The sequence below is a fragment of the Allorhodopirellula solitaria genome (assembly GCF_007859855.1).
Classification (GTDB): domain Bacteria; phylum Planctomycetota; class Planctomycetia; order Pirellulales; family Pirellulaceae; genus Rhodopirellula; species Rhodopirellula solitaria.
This window is the reverse complement of the sequence record NZ_SJPK01000011.1, coordinates 34,115-51,267: the sequence shown is the minus strand read 5'-3', so window position 1 is coordinate 51,267 and position 17,153 is coordinate 34,115. Positions and strand designations below refer to the sequence as shown.

Below are 17,153 nucleotides of genomic sequence, written 5' to 3'. Positions count from 1 at the left end.
GGAGGCGGGAAACTTACTTGGTGAACTCGACCGAACAGGTCATCGCAGGGACGATCGCATCGTCGACTTTCCCCTTGATCTTGATCTCGGCGTCGAACTTCTTGGCGGCAAATGGCACTCCCGCAACGCGAGTGACGACACCGTCAAAGGAAAGATCCGGTTGTGAGACAGGCTTGATCACGCATTTCGCGTCCGCCACCACCGTCGCTAGCTGCGACTCGGACAACTCCACCCGCACACGAAGCCGATTCGGATTGACGATCGTCGCCACGACTTGCTTCTGACTGATCTTCGACCCCACCTCGATCGTACTCGGCTTGGACCCCAGTGCCCCACGAGTGAGCTGACCGTAGAGCACAATCCCATCGCCTGGAGCCTTCATCACAATCGCCTTGCGCTGCTCTCGCAGCGTTTGCAAATCTTCTGATTTCTTCGCGAGTTCCCGCGCGGCTTGTTTCCGTTTCAGGTCACGTTGTTTCTTGGCGCTCGTTAGGTTCCGGGTCGTCTTGGCATACGCCATCTCCGCTTTGGCCAAAGCGTCCTCGTGCGTCGCATCCTGCAGCGGAACGGTTTGGGAGATCATGCGTTCAGTGCGAACTTCGGCTTTCTCCAAATTGAATTCAGCCGACTCAACCGCTTGCTTGGCTCGCTTCAACACGATTTCTTCGGACTCCTCGGTGAGATCGTCCTCCTCGTACATCTGCGTCAGTTGAGTCAACTCTTCCTGGGCATTGGCGAGATAGTACCGCGAGTTTTTGAGGCTGAACTCGGCGCTCTCGATGGTTTGCTCGCGGTCAACTTTGACATAGTTATCGTAGTCCTGACGGGCTTGATCGCGTGTTCTCTCCGCAGCCTCGCGATCAAACTCCTGCGTTTTGAGAAACTGCTCGTAAGCAAACTGATCGTCATCAGCGGCGAGCTCGGCCAACTGCATCTCCGTTTCGGCATTGTCCAGTTGCCGATCAACGGCTTCGGAATCGAACCAGACAACCGTTTGCCCTTTGGTCACCCGATCGCCATGGGGCAAGATCCGTTCCACCTCGAGCGTCTGGATTTGGTCGCGGTCGTGAACCAACTCCCAAGACCGAACAGCTTCGAAGACCCCGTCGACCTTCACCACCTCGGCTTGCTCGTTACCATCCTTCTCAGAGTCCTTCTCAGAGTCCTTCTTGGCGTCTTTCTCGGCATCCTTCTGAGCGCTAGCCTCGTCATCTGCCTGCTTTTTCGCTTTATCCTTCGCTGCAGGTTCTGCTTCCGGAGACGCCTCGCCCGCATCTTTTTCTCGATCCGGATCGTCGTGAGTCGATTTGTCTTCCGCGGATTCCTCGTCGTGCGCCGAGAGTGCCGCCTGCCGATGGAGGGTCTCGCCGGCGATCACGTGTGCTGGGCAACAGCTCATTGCCCCGAATGCTCCGAGCAGCCCCACCATCAAGGTCGGATATACGAAACGCTTCATTCTAAAAGTCTCCGGGTCGGTGGGTTCGGTAGTTCTCGGCGTTCATTGTGATCACTGGGCGTCTCCGATGCCAACGGTACGTACCGCCCAATGAGCTTATGGGCAAATTATAGCCTTTCGGCGATCACCTTGTTCCCCGGCACCTGGTTCCCCGGCACCTGCCCTGGCCCGCCGTGAGCGGACGCGTCCAGTGTGAGCGGACGCGACATCGTTCGCTCGCTACTGTGGCGACGCGATCGACCACGGTACAATGAAACCTCTCCGCTCGCATGACATGTTCCCGAGGGTACCGGTACGATGACACCGCAACACGATTCGATGGCGGAGCAACTCCGCGAGGACGACAGCAGCGACGACATTTGGGACCATGAAGCTCAGTTGTCTCACATGGACGACACCGCTGGTTATGTGTGCGATCATTGTGGCGAGGAGATTGTCATCCCAGTTGACTTGGCGGGCGGCGAAATGCAAACCTACGTGGAAGATTGCCCGGTCTGTTGCAGCCCCAACGTGATCCATGTACACGTTGACAACGAGCGCGTCGACGTGCGAGCCGAACCCGAATAGGACTGACATAAACCTGATGCAGATTGAAACCTGGCTATCGCCGACAGCGGTCGGGCCTCACGAGCGCGAGCGTGCCCGGGTCGCGGTGGTGATCGATGTGTTGCGTGCCACGACGGTGGTCACGACCGCCCTCGCTGCTGGCGCAAGATCCGTGACGACGTGCCTCGACGTCAGCGACGCGTTCGCCATGCAGCAACAAGCTGCGGAGGCATCGAAACCGCTGCTCTGCGGCGAGCGTGAATGTCGCCGCATCGACGGATTCGATTTCGGGAATTCGCCGTCGGAGTACTCGCCCGCGGGCGTGGGTGAACGAGAGCTGGTGATGACGACGACCAATGGTACGCGTGCGATCGATGCCGCTGCAGATTGCGACGTCATGTTCCTGGCATGTTTTGCCAACCTCTCTGCGGTCGCCGACGCCATCATCGCGGAGGTATCGAGCGACGACGCGTCGCAGGCATCCAACCCAGAATTGGCGGGCAGCGAACCGCCGCAGACCTCGGGAGTCGTGCGCATTGTGTGCGCGGGGACCAATGGTGCCATCACGAGCGAAGACGTACTGTTGGCCGGTGCGTTGATCGCAGTCTGTCATCGCAAACTCAGTGACACCTCTCGTTTTTACGATGGGCCGGTCCAACTAGCCAACGATTCGGGGTCGATCGCCCTGGCGGCATGGCAACACTGCATCACGCACGACAAGGTCGTTGACGCGGACTCCTTGGCACGTCGCCTCGCGATGACGGCTGGCGGTCAGAACCTGATCGCTGCTGGCTACGAGAATGATCTGGTTGATTGCGGGAGCATCGATGTGTTCGAACAGGTTCCACGACGCGACCAATTGACTCCTCCCCGGTTTGTCAGCCAATGAATTCTTCGCAAGCGGGTTCCCCCCAGAGATTCGTCGATACTCACGGGCAACTGCCGCCGATGTGGCCGCGGCGCACCATTTTCTTTGCCAACCTCCTGTCGCTCTTTTTCGGCAATGCCGATCAAACCCGCGTGCTAGCCGACGAGATCGGCGAACTGGATTCTTACAGCAACCGCTTGATACCCATTTTGAATCTCCTGTTTGCTGGACCGGGGAACCTGCTGGTGGTGGAGCGAGAGCCCGATCCGGACCTCTGTCGCTACCTGCGTGAAGACCTCGGCCTCGCATTGCCCGAGATCTGCGTGCTAGCGCACCAGGACTATCTCCAACTCGGCCGCCAGCTCGAGCAGAATCCGGAGGCCTCATTGCAGGAGCTCCTACCAGGTGGACACGCCCTCGCGGCCGCGGCCGATCGCGACGACCCGGGCTGGCTCGACGGCTACGTCACCGACGATATTCTGCCGCGAATTGCCGAGCGGATGGAGTGCCCGACCATTTCGTCCATGCAGGCCAGCCAAGCGGGCAACAACAAACTTCAGCTGCATCAATTTCTGACCGAACAAGGTTTGCCGACCGTCGCCACGGAGCTCGCCGAAGGTCCGGATGACCTCGCTCGCTGCGCCGCACGCCTGCAACAACAAGGCTATCTTGCTGCGGTTGTCCGATCCCAAGTCGGCGCTTCGGGCGTCGGGATGCTCAAACTGCATGACCTCAGCCAGCCGGACCAGTTCCCGGCCGTTCCCGAATATTTCTTCCACGAGGGCCCCTGTTTGGTCCAGGGCTGGCTCAGCCCCGAAGTGCTTGGCATTTCGCAGATCCGGAGTCCGAGCACACAGTTGTTTCTCGACGAAGACCAAGTGCACGCGTTTGACACGACCGAGCAAATCCTCAGTGGTCATCACGTTCACGAAGGCAACGAGTCACCGCCACCCTACTTGAAGGAGCAACCGGAACTCCGCGCCGAAACGATGCGTCAAGCAGCACTCGTCGGCGGCTGGCTCCATGAGACGGGATACCGGGGAACCGCCAGCATCGATTGGTTAGTGGTGCAACGCGAATCCCATGCAGAGAGCGATGTGTATGTTTGCGAGATCAACGCCCGCGTCACGGGGGCAACCTACCCATCCTTGCTCGCCAAGCATTTCCATCCGTCGGGCGCTTGGTTGCTTCGCAACCTACGTCTGTCGCGCCCCGTCACTGCCAAGACGCTATTGAATATTTTCGCGTCGCGAAACCATCTGTTTCAGCAAGGGCGCCGGGCTGGTGTGCTACCCTTGAACTTTAATTTCGGCAAAGACGGATTGGTTCACAAAGGCCAGTTCATCTGCGTCGGCGAGGACACTGCGCAGTGCCATCACTTCCTAACCTTGGCGGAACAGGACCTCCCTGGCGGCTGGAAAGCCGATCGCGACTAAGCAACACACGATGAATGAGTGTTGGTTTTCGTAGTGGACGAGGCGACGAGTCCTACGGCTTTGGACTCGTCGCCTCGTCCACTACGACAGAAATTGATCGTGCGTTGCTAACTTGATGACCCGGTGCTGCGAAGCGACTGAGTCACTCGTTTGAAAGTCCGCCGCCATTCCAACAACGACACCTCCAACCTTTCAACAAGGCGAATTTGATTTGGCTGCGACGAGCGAACACGAACATCTGCGAGGGCGTTTGACATCATTGACGCGAGACCTGATTTTGATTCCGAGTACGGAGGATCGTCCGAGCGAGCGTCAGAGATCCTTTGAGTTTCTTCGCCATCACCTCGACTCCACTCCCGGCGTGCGATTGGACATGTTCGATAGGAATGGGCATCAATCGCTCGTGGTGCGTCCCGAGGGCTGTGTCGCGCCCGAAATTCTACTGTGCGGACACATCGATGTGATCGAGCATTCCGAGCCGGATTGCTACCACTCTCGAGTCGAAAACGGCAGGATCATCGGCCCGGGTAGCGGGGATATGAAGGGGCAGATCGCGATCATGATCGAATTGATGAGATCGATCCATCGCCGCAGTACCGGCGCGAGCGTCGGGCTGGCGATCACGTCCGATGAAGAACGCGGCGGTGCCGATGGAGTCCGGTTTCTACTCGACGAAATCGGCTTGCGGTGCGGGATCGCGATCATCCCCGACGGCGGGTCTCTCAATGAGATCACTACCGCTGAGAAAGGTGTTCTGCATGCGCGGCTAAGCCACGACGGCCACGAGGCACACGCGGCTCGTCCGTGGCTCGGAGAGAATGCGATCGAACGTCTGTTGCCACCTTTGAATCGGCTGATGGAGCACTTCCGTCAGTACTGGCCAGACGCCCCGATCGACCCGCGCGTCGACCATTGGTTTCCGACCTGCAGTATCACCATGTGCGAGAGCGAGAACACGACCGTCAACCGCATTCCGTCGAGCGCCTCGGCGGTGATCGATGTTCGTTTCCCGCCGCCGCACAGCGTTGAGTCGATACTTGCCGACGTCGCCGAAGTGATGGGAGAGGATTGCGAGGTCGAACCCTTGATGACCGCTGCGCCCACGGATCTCGCGCCCGATCCACGGTTCTGTGAGGCGACGGCGGCGGAAACCGGCCTGAGCGTCGTCATGAGCCGTGCGTCCGGCGGCAGTGACGGGCGTTTTTTCCGGACCCACGACATTCCCGTCAATCTGTCGCGTCCACTCGTCGGCAATTTGCACGCCATCGATGAATGGATCGATATCGAGTCGATGGTGACGTATTACCACATCTGTAAACGGTACATCGAAGGTCACTGATCGACGGCGAGCCGCTTGAACAGGAGCAGCGGCGTGTCTCTCCCTGGCGTTTTCTTCCGTCCCCTTTCACGCTAGGGTTGGCGTGACGCCCGCCCCCGCATAACCAGCCCGTCTTGCTCGCCCATGCCCTCGCACGCCATTCGCCCATACCAAACCGTGCTCCAGGCCATTGCCGCGGTGTGGTTGATTGTCGCACTTGCCTCGCTCGCAGTGAACTGGATGATGGGAACCGCAGCGGCAGCGGCGGCCGATTCAGGGGGGGTGGGGAGTCTCCCATCAGGCGACTTGCTCGTGATCGCCGGTGTTAGCGGCTTGATCGCGATCGCGGCAACGATCCCAGGAATGACGATTGTGCTCCCAGAATACGGGACTTCAGGCGGCGAAGTACCGTCATCCTCGCGTATCTCGGGCGAATCCGGCCTCACCGCCGAGGAGCTGGCGACGGACGGGGCGGAACCATCTGACCAAGCGATCGCGGTGGCGCGATTGTGGCCGGCTTTTCTCAGCGGAATGCTGATTCGGATCACCGGCACCGTTGCTTTGTTTTTAGCCAGCAGTTATTACATGGAGGCGTCAGCGACACAAATTGGAATTTGGGTGTTGGGATGGCACCTCGCCCTCCTGATGACGGAGGTCATCACGCTCTCTCGCCAAGTCCGCGTGTCTTGATGCTCGACCGCTCAGCAGAGGAGACTTTCCCGTAGAGGGTTGCGTCGCCTGCTTGCCGGTCCCGGCCCATTCCCCGTCCTCCTCGCCGTCTCGCATCACCCATGTTTCATCTCCTTGCCGCCGGCCACGACCCGACCGACCACGCTATCCCGCACTCGCTGGTCAACTCGCCTTTGTTGCGGATTCCTGCGGGTGATAGCGACACGAACATCCCGGCCTTGGGGATCCACAACGGATACTACGAGTTCTTCATCACCAATCACTTGATGATGTCGGCGTTCGCTGGGTTATGCTTGATCATCGTGGGCATCTACTGCTCGCGTCGGATCAGCATCTACGATGGCCAGGGGCTGGGACGATACCAAACCCGGGGCCGAGTCTCGCAGCTGTTTGAAACCATTTGCGCGTTCATTCGCGATGAGGTGGCCTATCCCAACCTGCGTGGGCTCACGGACAAGTACATCTACTACATATGGACCGTGTTTTTCTTCATCCTCTTTGCCAATATTCTCGGGATCATTCCGTTTGGGTACATGCTGCAGATGATCACCGGCGACTCGCACTTTTCCCACTGGGGCGGTAGTGCAACGGGGAACCTTTCCTTGACCGGTGTATTGGCAGTGACATCGCTGTTCGCGATCGTGTTCATCGGGATCCGTGAAACCAGCCTCAAAGAGTTCCTCAACCACTTCAATCCGATCGGCTGGGATGGTGGGATCATGATGCTGCCGATCGCGCTGATGCTTTACGTACTCGAAGTGCTGAGCCTCTTGATCAAGTGCTTCGTCCTGGCGATGAGGCTTTTCGGTACCATGATGGCGGGGCACCTCGTCCTCGCCGCGTTCGTGGGGCTGATCTTCGCCGCCCGTGCTGCTGGCGATGGTACCGCGTTCGCCGTCAGTATCCCGGTCGTCCTGGTCGGCACCGCCCTGACGCTGCTGGAACTGTTCGTGTGCTGCCTGCAGGCCTTCATTTTCACGTTCTTGACAGTGCTGTTCATCGCGGCAATGGCCGTCCACGATCACGACGAGCATCTCGACGACGACCCCAATGCGATGGACGACGCCTCGCAAATGGATCCTGACAAGATCTTCGATCCAGGCCGCATCAGCCCCGCCGTCGGAGCCAGTCACCCAGCGGGTGCGTAGCCGGAAAACGCCGTTTTGATTAGCTCCCGGGTTCTGGAACAGGATCGGAAGCCGTGGCTCGCTATTTGCCAGAACGCCTGGGGCTATCACAAGACTGCCCCGCCGGGGCGTCGCGATGACCTGATTGTTCCCGCGTTCTTGAGGGGCGCTGATTGCACGTGAACCGCTCAACGACGCTCCGCGCCCGCTGGGTGGTCCCCATCGCTGGCCCGCCAATCGAGAATGGGTTCCTCGAGATTGGCGATGGCCGCGTTCTTTGTACCGGCAAAGCGACCGCTGAGACCTCCATTTGCCACGATCTCGGTGACACCGCCATCCTGCCCGGGCTCGTCAATGCTCACACGCACCTTGAGTTTAGCGACCTGGTCGAACCTGTCGGTCACGCGGGGATGGAACTGGCCGACTGGATCGTCGCCGTCATCAAGTCCCGCAACGCTCGCAGCGAGCGCGATCGTGACGCCCCTCAGCCCGATCGAGACGTAATCACAACGGGAGCCATCGAGGCCGCTCAATCCGGGACGGCGTTGATCGGTGAGATTGCCACGACGCCTTGGCAGGCACCCGCTACCGAAGTCACGGTCGTCTCCTACGCAGAAGTCCTCGGTCTCTCAGCGAGTCGCGCCGCCGAACGATTCCAAGCCGCGACGCAGCATGCACAGTCCTATCCACACGCCGCCGGAATCAGCCCTCACGCCCCTTACTCGGCGCCTCCTGAGCTGATCAAACAATGCATCGATTTCGCCCTTCGCTCGAGCAGCCCCCTGGCGATGCACGTAGCCGAATCACCCGCCGAACGTGAATTGCTACAGCACGGCAGCGGTCCTTTCGCGGAGAACCTGCAGTCGCTCGGACTCGATGTCGCGGCCCATTTCCCCTGGCGGAGGGAATCGCCCATGAACTGGCTGATCGATTCGCTTGCCCACGCCCCGGCTGCATCGATTGTCCACGGCAACGACCTCCGCGACGATGAAATCCACCGCATGGCGATCCACCCGTCGCTCAGTGTCGTGTATTGCCCTCGGACGCATGCCTATTTCGGGCACGCCCCCCACCCGGTTGCCAAGCTGCTCGCTGCCGGGATCAACGTCGGCCTCGGCACGGACTCGCGAGCGAGCAACCCCGACCTACAGCTCTGGCGAGAAGTGCAGTTCCTGCTCAACGAGCGTCAAGACCTCCCGCCTGATTGTGTGCTGCAGATGGCGACCCAAGGAGGCGCGATCGCCATGCAGCGAGGGGCTCTCTTTGGCTCACTACTTCCCGGCCGCGTCGCGACCTTGGCGACCATCCCCACCCAGGCCCCGAGTGAAGCGTCTCTCTACCGAGATTTTTCCTCCGCCCCCGCCTCTCTGTTCCGCCTGATGCCCCCCACCACTCGGCATTGAAAACTGCGGCCAGCAACGGCATTTGAGCCCTCAAAGGTCGCCACGACGCGCCGAGAAGGACACCGGCGAGCGGATGGCAGAGAAAATTAAATGAAATTTCGACCTTGACCCGTTGGGTCAGATGGGAACAATTGCGATTACACGCCGAGTGAGCACCGTGGTTTTTCCACGGCACACGCACCCGGCGAGCACGGGAACGGATTTCCTGTGGATGTCTCTCCGCGTGGGACGCTTGAGCAGCGAATGAATTTCGCTGGCTGAGCATGCACCCAGACCCGCGGGCGAGAGGCAGTTCCGAACATTCTGCGTCAGCAAGGAGGCGACGAGATGCATCATTCTATCAATCGCTCGATCGATTTTTCCAGCAACCGAGACCGAATCGGCTCGGCAAACTTCCGCAGCGGCGAGGACGGTTCCGCCACCGCGGTCGCCACGCAAACGTTCCCAAGACGCGTCGACCCGTCTGATCGTGTGACGGTCGCATCGTCTCGCCAGAGCGAAACAGCACAGGTCCCGCCACAGGATGGGGATACGGAACTCCGCTCCCTGGCATCGCTGCTACCGAAATCCCGCTTTTTCTCGGGAAGCGATGTCCACTTTCACTCGATCGCGGCATCGGCCCAGGAGTGCGAGGCAGGACAACTGGTCGTCTATCGGATCGGCCTGGATTGCCCAGAAGAACTGATCTGCCAAGCATTGGCCCGTGGCGCTGCTGGGATTTTGACCGAACAGATCCTCCCCGTCCCCCTGCCCCAGTGCATCGTTGCGGACACCGATCGGGCGATGGCAGAAATCGCCGCTCTCGATTCGATTGCCGAAACAGGCTCGCGGCCCGATCAACGACTGCTGACGGTCGGTATCGTCGGTGACAGCGGCAAGGGCACGACAGCGTTAAGCCTCGCCGCGATTCTACGAGACATCCCCTGTCGAGTGGCCTACCAAAGTGATCTCGGCCAGAGTGACGGTGTGACCGAGGACGCTCCCGGCCACGCGCCGGCAACCGGCGCGAACCTAATGCAACAGCTCTGCGAGGCCGCCGATGCAGGAGCAGCGGTTTCCGTCTTTGAACTCGATGCGAACGTCCTCCGCCGCGGTGGGTACGATGAAATCGGGTTGGACATCCTGGTGATCACTGCCTGTGTCGCAGCGAGGTCCGATTTCGGCCCATCACCCGTGGAATGTGCACTGGAAAGACTTCGCCACGACGGGGTGGTTGTCGTCGATAGTGGGGACCGGCGTAGCCTGGCGTCGATCCGGGAGGCCGGCCTGCCGCATCTCACCTATGGCGTCAATACGAACGCGGACGTGTCCTTGCATGTCGTCGATGTCGAAGACGGCGTGCTAACGGCAATGATTCGCCATGGCAGAAATTCCGCGCTCATGGAATCCCACCTCGGCCATGGCGTGATGGCTCCATCCCTCGTCGCTGCAACCGCTGTAGGCATTGCAACGGACAACCCCTTGGTCCAAATCGCTGAATCGCTCAGTGGCCTCCGAGAGCTTCCCGGTCGCTGCCAAATGATTGGCGGGGACAATTGGGAGACAGCGCAGGCGAACCCGAAAATGCTGCTCGATGTGGCGGGCTCCCCACAGCGGGCTGAGTTTGTGCTGCGAGCACTGGATACTCAAACACGGGCACGGTCAGCAAACGTGATATCCATGAACGCCCGCACTCGCTCGCCGAGAGCAGGACGAGCCGAACTGTGGTGCGTGCTGGCGATTTCAGGAAACGAAGATGACGATTGCCTCGCCCACTACGGCCGACTGCTCGAAACCATGACAGACCATTGTGTTCTGACCTGCGTGGCCAGCTGCAAAGACCGATTCCTATCGCTGAGCCACAGCGTCTTGGATGGTGTGGAAAACTGCGCTGCCATCCGCTTGGTCGCTGACCAAGAAAGAGCGATCATGTGGGCTGCGAACGCCGCCAATGCCCAAGATACCGTCGTGGTGCTCGGTGGAGTGGATCGATCCTCGCCTCCCGCTCAAAGCCAAAGCCTGCAGCATCTGCAGGAGATGATGTTGGAGTCACAGCAAAAACCGTTCGACGACAGCGAGCCACGGGGGTCGGCCCCCATGCTCAAGCTGTATCATCCCGATGCCTAGCTGGGCAACTGAACACTGCACAGGAGAATACTGCTACAAAAGGGCAGCTAACAGGAGCGGTCCGCAGTCTGTTAGCAACGCGGGAGTAATTTCTTTCGTAGTGGACGAGGCGACGGGTCCAAAGCCGCAGGACTCGTCGCCTCCTGTTGATTATCCACAAGTATCCCGTTAGGGATTAGAGAGAATAGCCGTAGGTCAGCGTAGCGCCACCTGCGGTGATTCGTTGGTCACCGAACGTCGACCCCGAAGTGGGTCGCAGACCTCTTCATGAATGATCTTCAACCCCATTCGGGGTTGGCTCTTGCGTTTCGCGTCGTATCCGGTGGTGTTCGCTTGCGCTCAAACCACCGGCTATTTTCTAAAACGCCTTCGGCGTGGGCAAACTTGTGGGTAACTGACTGCTCGTCGCCTCGTCCACTACGAAAGCCGACACTTATTCATCGTGTGTTGCTTAGCTCCGCGTGCGAACCGCTGTCGCGGCGCTCACGCCGGCGTCAAATTACCTTCGGCGCCGGTGCTCGATGGCACGCGGCGCATTGAAATTCCAGCGTCGGTTTAGCCGAGCGACCAACCTTCGCGGTACTCACGTCCGACGAACTCGTTGACCGATTTCACATTCGGGCTGGTCATATCCTTGGCGTTCCACTCGATGCGTTGGCCTTGGCCAGCACGCATTGCCAGGTTGCCTACCAAGATCGTCTCGGTCAGCCGTCCGGCGTAACCGAAGTTTGACATCGTGCCGGGCTCGTACTCGCCTTTCACGGACTGCACGAACTCCCACTTCTGCCGCTCATCGCCGCCCGACTTGTAAGGGATCCGCGGTAGAGTTTGCTCGGGGAGCTTGTAGTCGGTGAACTTGTCTTCAGGCAACAGGTAGTACTTGGCGCCATAATCATCTGGCGAGAACATAATTCCCTTGCTACCGACGATCACCGCACCCGACATTTTGGGTCCACCTTCGCGTTGGCGTGCGACGCGTTTCTGAAACGACTCTGGCAATTGCGAGATGATCCGCTCCGGTGGCAGATTGCCGCCGTCGTACCAGTGGAAGTTACAGGGGGCGAGTCCGTCACGTTCCGGGAACTCGAACTTCAGTTCGCTGCTGGCCGGGTACTGTTCGCCTTCGACGATGCCCGGATTCTTGATGGCCGTGACGGCAACGGGATCCCACAAGTTCAGAGCCATGACGGGCATGTTGGTGGTATGGCAGGCCATGTCGCCGAGGGCGCCGGTGCCGAAGTCCACCCAACCACGCCAGTTGAACGAGTGGTAGATGCCGGACACGAACGGACGCATCGGAGCAGGTCCGATCCAAGCGTCCCAGTTCAGGGAGTCTGGAATCGGATCCTCTTTATCAGGCCGCCCACCACCCTGTGGCCACACAGGACGGTTGGAGAAGACATGCAGCTCGGACACATCACCGATTGCACCGCTACGGATAACCTCAACGGCTTCCCGCAATCCATCTTCGCTGGTCCCTTGGTTACCCATCTGAGTGACCACGCCCGACTTCTCAGCGGTTTCTCGCATCACGCGAGCTTCCTCGATCGACCAGGTCAACGGTTTCTGGCAATAGATATGCTTGCCCATGTTCATGGCTTTGACACAAGCAGCCGCGTGCGTGTGATCGGGCGTGCTGCACGTCACGATATCCACTTTGTCGCCGAGTTTGTCCAGCATTTCGCGATAGTCGTCGAAGTGCTCAGCATCGGGAAACTCGCGTCCCTTTTTCGCTAGCGTATCGCGATCGACGTCACACAACGCTGCGATGCGGACACCTTGATCGCCGATGTGGCTGGTGTCGCTGCCGCCCTTACCGCCGACGCCAATACAACCTGCCGACAGCGCGTTGAGCGCCGATGCTGGCTTCTCATCTGCTGCCAATGAAGTGCCAGCAAAGTAGCCAACCCCTGCGGTCACTGCCGCAGACTGGCTCAAAAAACGACGACGATTTGTTCGATTGCTCATAGGAAGGTTTACCATCAAGGAAAGAAATGAAAGGGAGGGCCGCTCGCATGATTGATCTTCAACCATCGAACAGTCTGGTGAGGCGGGCAGGCGGGGATTCTCAAACCGAAGAACTTTCTTCGCTAGATTCTGGGAATACACCCGTCTCCCGACACCCCGCCGGGACAACCCAACTTAACAGGTACGCATCACCGCCACAATTGTTTGCCTAACGGGAAGTTCGGCTACGCATCGTCACAGCTTGACACGAAAAAACCCCGCGAACGGAAATTTTGGTTCCGATCGCGGGGTTTCGATAACGTTTCAGGGGTGTCCCTGATCAATCGATCCATCGCTCGTTGTCGCAACAACACCGGCTCGATGTGTTAGCTGACAAGATCGGTCAATGGACGGAAAAATTCGGTCGCAACTGCGAACTTAGTGGCATCCGCAAGGTGCTTCGATACCGCAAGTGGGTTCGCAACCGCAGGTGGGTTCGCAAACGGACTCACAAGCGCTGTCGCAGCAGCTCTTCTTTTCGAACATGCGAGCGAAGAAGCCACCGAAAGGACGGCAAGGCTTCGAATCGCAGCAGGGGGCTTCGCAACCACAAGCAGGCTCAATGCCGCAGGTGGGTTCGCAGCAAACAGGCTCAACGACTTCGCAACAGCCAGTGTCGCAAGAGCTCTTGTGGTGGTGGAACAGCTTGTGAAGCAAGCCAGCCTTCTTTGGGGTGCAGCAAGTTGGCTCACAACCGCAAGCTGGCTCGATGATGGTTTCGCAACCACAAACAGGCTCGCACACGGGCTCACAGCCACAAACTGGCTCGCAAGCAGTGTCACAACCCGAGTCACAACCGCCGAAGAGCGATTTCATGTGGCCGAAGGCACTCGCGTTGGATGCATTTCCAGCGAGCAACGCGATAGCCAAAACAGCAGGTACTAGGATACGACGCATCGTAAGGTCTCCATGGATTCATTTGAGAGGAAGTTATCAACTGCACGGTGCGTTGGCGTCTGGACACTGGGGAGATCCAAATCTCAACGTCGTACAATTTGCCGATTCGGTAAACCTCGGAAAGCTTACCGATGCACAAGTAGATATCGGTCACGAAAGCTGTCCTGTCAGTAGAAAGTTTGTCAATTCACTCGGTTATGACCTGCGCCGTGGTTCTCTGTAGCGTTCCTGAGGACTAGCGTGGTCGTGACGAATCTGCGGCCCAATCTCTGACAGCGATCGAACTTCCAAGCAGGATTCGCTTGACGGGGCGGCCGCGCCGTGCGTCACTGGAGACCCTTTGAATCCGATGCCTCCCATCCCCAAGACCTCGATGAACCATACCTTTGCTGCGATTCCCTTTGCTGCGATTCGATCAAAGCGTAGCTGGGCGATTCTATCCCGAGCGAGCTGCCGGACGCTTTGCGTTAGCGTTCTACTAACGTTCCTCTGCATGAGCGTGGAGCGTCTCGGCCCCCAACTTCATGCACAATCACCTGCACCGGAGACAGATAGCCCGCCCTCGGTAGCGACAGCGGATGAGGCCACTCCAGTCGCCGCGGCGGACGAACCGTCCACCACCGACGATCTACTGAGACAGATGACCACGACCGGGATCCAGCTCACCGACGACGTCTCCTTCCCGCTGCCCGAACCGACCTTCGTTTCGATTGCCGGGGAACTGGCGGCCCCCGAGGCGGCTCGTCAAGCACTCGACGAGATTGCTGGACCTCAAGGGACCACTCGATTCACCCGCAACTCGGTTGTCGCTCCCCTCTCGGTCCAAATCGACTCCATCGAAAACGAGGCGGGCAAACGGATCGGCCACTACATCGATGTCGAATTCGTCGTCCACCAATCAATCGCCGAAATCCGGCAGTCCGAAGTGCTCAGTGATTTCAAATCCGATTCCGAGACACAATCCTCAGCGGAGGAAGCAGCCTTTGAGTTTGCCGACCGAGAGAATGCGGATGCTTTTGAGATAACAAGCACCCGCTCGCTGACCGCAGCGGAACGGTCGCAGTTCGATGTCAGACTGGACCGCGATCAGGAAACACTGGGCTACCTGCAGCTACCTCTACTGGGAAAAGTGGTCTTGCGTGGCGTCGCGCGGGCCCGCCGCTCGGTATGGTCGAGCGACGATGAATCCGCACCCGTTATTCTGACCTGGCTGCTCGACTCCCGCTTCGCCCACCCCTCGCCCCAACCGGACTCGGTGGCCAATCAGTGGCGGGCCATCGAGCGGACCGAGGTCGGCAAGCGCGTCCTCGGACCACCCTCTCCGTACGCGGGCATGGGCGGATACGTGACGATCACCCCCCTGCCCGGTGATCCTGCCGTCTCGCTCGTGCAACTGCGATTCGTCCTCCACGAGCCAGTCGATTGGTTCCATGGCCGCAATCTGCTCCGCAGTAAACTTCCGCTGCTGATTCAGGACAGGGTCCGTAATATCCGACGCGAATTGCTTGACTGAACCGGACGGCCTCCGCCCGCCTTACCGGATTCCCCGCCGCAATCGCCACGATCCGAACCCCTATCTCGCCTAATTCGTAACGAAAATCACCTTCGGCGCGTGCGATTGCTGCTTTGTGCGAATACAATTGCCCTGTACTGCCGCTCCTTTCCCCTAATCCACGACCCTCATCATGGCCGCACGCGACGATTCCGTCATCCGTGGCAGCTTGATCGCTTGCCTGATCTTCCTGGTCCTTTCCCTGGCCCTGAACTTTTTCCTCTACCAATGGGGCAGCACCTCATCGCAGACCGAGGAAGCCGCCAAGAGCCAGCTCAGTAGCGCTCAAGGGGAACTGCAAAACATGCAGAGTCAAGCGACGATGATGAAATCGATGCTGGGCGTAGGCAATCTAACCGATGCCCAGCGAGAGATGCTGGCCACAAGCGTCACCGGGGACGCGGACATGGACACCATCTCGCAAGAGTTCGTTCGCAACATGTCGTATTTCGGCGATGAAGTGGATCCGCAAAGCCAGAACTATCCGGCTCTCCCTGAATACCTCGTCAACGCCATCCGCTCACGCAACGTGCAGTACAGCCAGGCCCGCGAGGAAGCGACGTCAATTCGCAATCAAGCGGATGCGGAAGTAGAAATCGCTCGCAAGGCCCAAGCTCAAGCCGAAACCGACAAGGACAAAGCCAACAAGAAACTCGAGGAAGAGCAATCCAAATTCTCGGAAGATCGTGAGCAGATGCAGATCGCTAGTGCCGAGAACCGTGATAGCCTGCTGCGAACGTCGCAAGAGCTCAATGGCGTGCGTAAGAAGTTGCAAACGGAAATGGCCACCTTCCAGAAACGCGAAGACACACTGCTCTCGACGATCAATACCCAGCTGATCGAGTTGCAGAAACTGCGTAGCGATAACTTCGAGAGCACTCAAGGACAGATCGCCTACGTCGTCCGAGACGGCAACGTGGTGAACATCAATTTGGGCTCAGCCGATGCTCTCCGTCCGGGCGTGACCTTCGGGGTCATCGATGTCGATGAGACGCGATTGCAGGATGCCAAGGTAAAAGCCACGATTCAGGTCACTAAGATTCTCGGTCAACATCGCGCCGAAGCACGTGTCGTTGCTCGCCCCGAAATCCGCTACCCGATCATCGCGGGCGATCAAATCTACTCGCCGTTCTGGGCACCAGGACGCCGCGTCAAGATCGCACTGGGTTGGAATATCGACCTCGATGGCGACGAACGACCTGACACGGACTCTGTGGCATCAATGGTCCGCGCTGCGGGTGCGGAAGTCGCCTCGATCCTGCAGCCCGATGGCAGCAGCGAAGGTGAGTTCGATAGCAGCGTGCGGTTCCTCGTCCTCGGCGAACCACCCGAAGCGACCGGTGAAGCCGACACCGGAGAAGTCGTTGCCTTGTCGAAGGCAAAGACGCAGGCTAAGGAACTCGGTGTTACCGTCATCCCCGCTTGGAAACTGCAAGCGTACCTGCGAACGATCGACGACTCGCTGACCACTCCACTGGGCTCGGCCGTCCGCGGAAAGGACTTCGCTCCGGAACCATCCGATGCCGCAGGATCGATCCCCAATAACTTGCCGTCGATCTTCCGCGACAACGGTGAAGGGATGCAGCAAGGGAACGATATCCTCGCTCCCTAAACGGGCTGTCGATTAAATCGACTTGACTCCGCAATGGTGAACCGAGGTCCGTAAGGACTCGGGTAACGCGGCCCACCCGGCCGCTTATGCGTCTCGGCTTAATGAATCGACAGCCGGTCCGCAGTGGGCCGGGCA

12 protein-coding genes are annotated in these 17,153 nt (G+C 59.1%); 10 read left to right on the top strand and 2 right to left on the bottom strand.

Going from position 1 to position 17,153, the window contains the following annotated elements:
* Nucleotides 1–13 precede the first annotated feature (13 nt).
* Nucleotides 14–1,456 (bottom strand): HlyD family efflux transporter periplasmic adaptor subunit, encoded by a 1,443-nt coding sequence (locus tag CA85_RS18220; RefSeq protein ID WP_246112947.1) that lies wholly within the window; start codon nucleotides 1,454–1,456, stop codon nucleotides 14–16.
* Between the two features lie 297 nt (nucleotides 1,457–1,753).
* On the opposite strand from CA85_RS18220, the gene CA85_RS18215 reads away from it, so the two are divergent.
* The 8 genes from CA85_RS18215 to CA85_RS18180 all read left to right on the top strand — a co-directional run bounded on the left by CA85_RS18215 (nucleotide 1,754) and on the right by CA85_RS18180 (nucleotide 10,950).
* Entirely contained in the window at nucleotides 1,754–2,023 is a 270-nt protein-coding gene (locus CA85_RS18215) for a CPXCG motif-containing cysteine-rich protein (protein WP_246112946.1), read from the top strand.
* 16 nt (nucleotides 2,024–2,039) lie between these two features.
* The gene (locus CA85_RS18210) at nucleotides 2,040–2,891 is read left to right on the top strand and encodes a 2-phosphosulfolactate phosphatase (RefSeq protein ID WP_146392797.1); all 852 of its coding nucleotides are present in this window, start codon (nucleotides 2,040–2,042) and stop codon (nucleotides 2,889–2,891) included.
* Nucleotides 2,888–4,306 (top strand): hypothetical protein, encoded by a 1,419-nt coding sequence (locus tag CA85_RS18205; protein ID WP_146392796.1) that lies wholly within the window; start codon nucleotides 2,888–2,890, stop codon nucleotides 4,304–4,306. Before CA85_RS18210 ends, CA85_RS18205 begins: the two co-directional genes overlap by 4 nt.
* A gap of 211 nt (nucleotides 4,307–4,517) precedes the next feature.
* Entirely contained in the window at nucleotides 4,518–5,645 is a 1,128-nt protein-coding gene (locus CA85_RS18200) for a M20 family metallopeptidase (RefSeq protein ID WP_146392795.1), read from the top strand.
* A gap of 123 nt (nucleotides 5,646–5,768) precedes the next feature.
* Nucleotides 5,769–6,314 (top strand): hypothetical protein, encoded by a 546-nt coding sequence (locus CA85_RS18195; protein ID WP_146392794.1) that lies wholly within the window; start codon nucleotides 5,769–5,771, stop codon nucleotides 6,312–6,314.
* Between the two features lie 101 nt (nucleotides 6,315–6,415).
* A complete protein-coding gene (atpB, locus tag CA85_RS18190; protein WP_146392793.1) occupies nucleotides 6,416–7,462 on the top strand; it encodes a F0F1 ATP synthase subunit A in 1,047 nt (348 codons plus the stop codon).
* Between the two features lie 158 nt (nucleotides 7,463–7,620).
* A complete protein-coding gene (locus CA85_RS18185; RefSeq protein ID WP_246112945.1) occupies nucleotides 7,621–8,844 on the top strand; it encodes an amidohydrolase family protein in 1,224 nt (407 codons plus the stop codon).
* Between the two features lie 327 nt (nucleotides 8,845–9,171).
* Nucleotides 9,172–10,950, top strand: coding sequence for a UDP-N-acetylmuramoyl-L-alanyl-D-glutamate--2,6-diaminopimelate ligase (locus CA85_RS18180; protein WP_146392792.1), 1,779 nt, complete (start codon nucleotides 9,172–9,174; stop codon nucleotides 10,948–10,950).
* 555 nt (nucleotides 10,951–11,505) lie between these two features.
* Here the strand turns inward: CA85_RS18180 and CA85_RS18175 are convergent.
* On the bottom strand, nucleotides 11,506–12,918 hold the full coding sequence (locus CA85_RS18175; RefSeq protein WP_146392791.1) for a Gfo/Idh/MocA family protein: 1,413 nt from the start codon (nucleotides 12,916–12,918) through the stop codon (nucleotides 11,506–11,508).
* 1,285 nt (nucleotides 12,919–14,203) lie between these two features.
* On the opposite strand from CA85_RS18175, the gene CA85_RS18165 reads away from it, so the two are divergent.
* On the top strand, nucleotides 14,204–15,367 hold the full coding sequence (locus CA85_RS18165) for a hypothetical protein (protein WP_146392789.1): 1,164 nt from the start codon (nucleotides 14,204–14,206) through the stop codon (nucleotides 15,365–15,367).
* Nucleotides 15,368–15,539: 172 nt separating this feature from the next.
* Entirely contained in the window at nucleotides 15,540–17,018 is a 1,479-nt protein-coding gene (locus CA85_RS18160; RefSeq protein ID WP_146392788.1) for a hypothetical protein, read from the top strand.
* The last annotated feature ends 135 nt before the right edge of the window (nucleotides 17,019–17,153 follow it).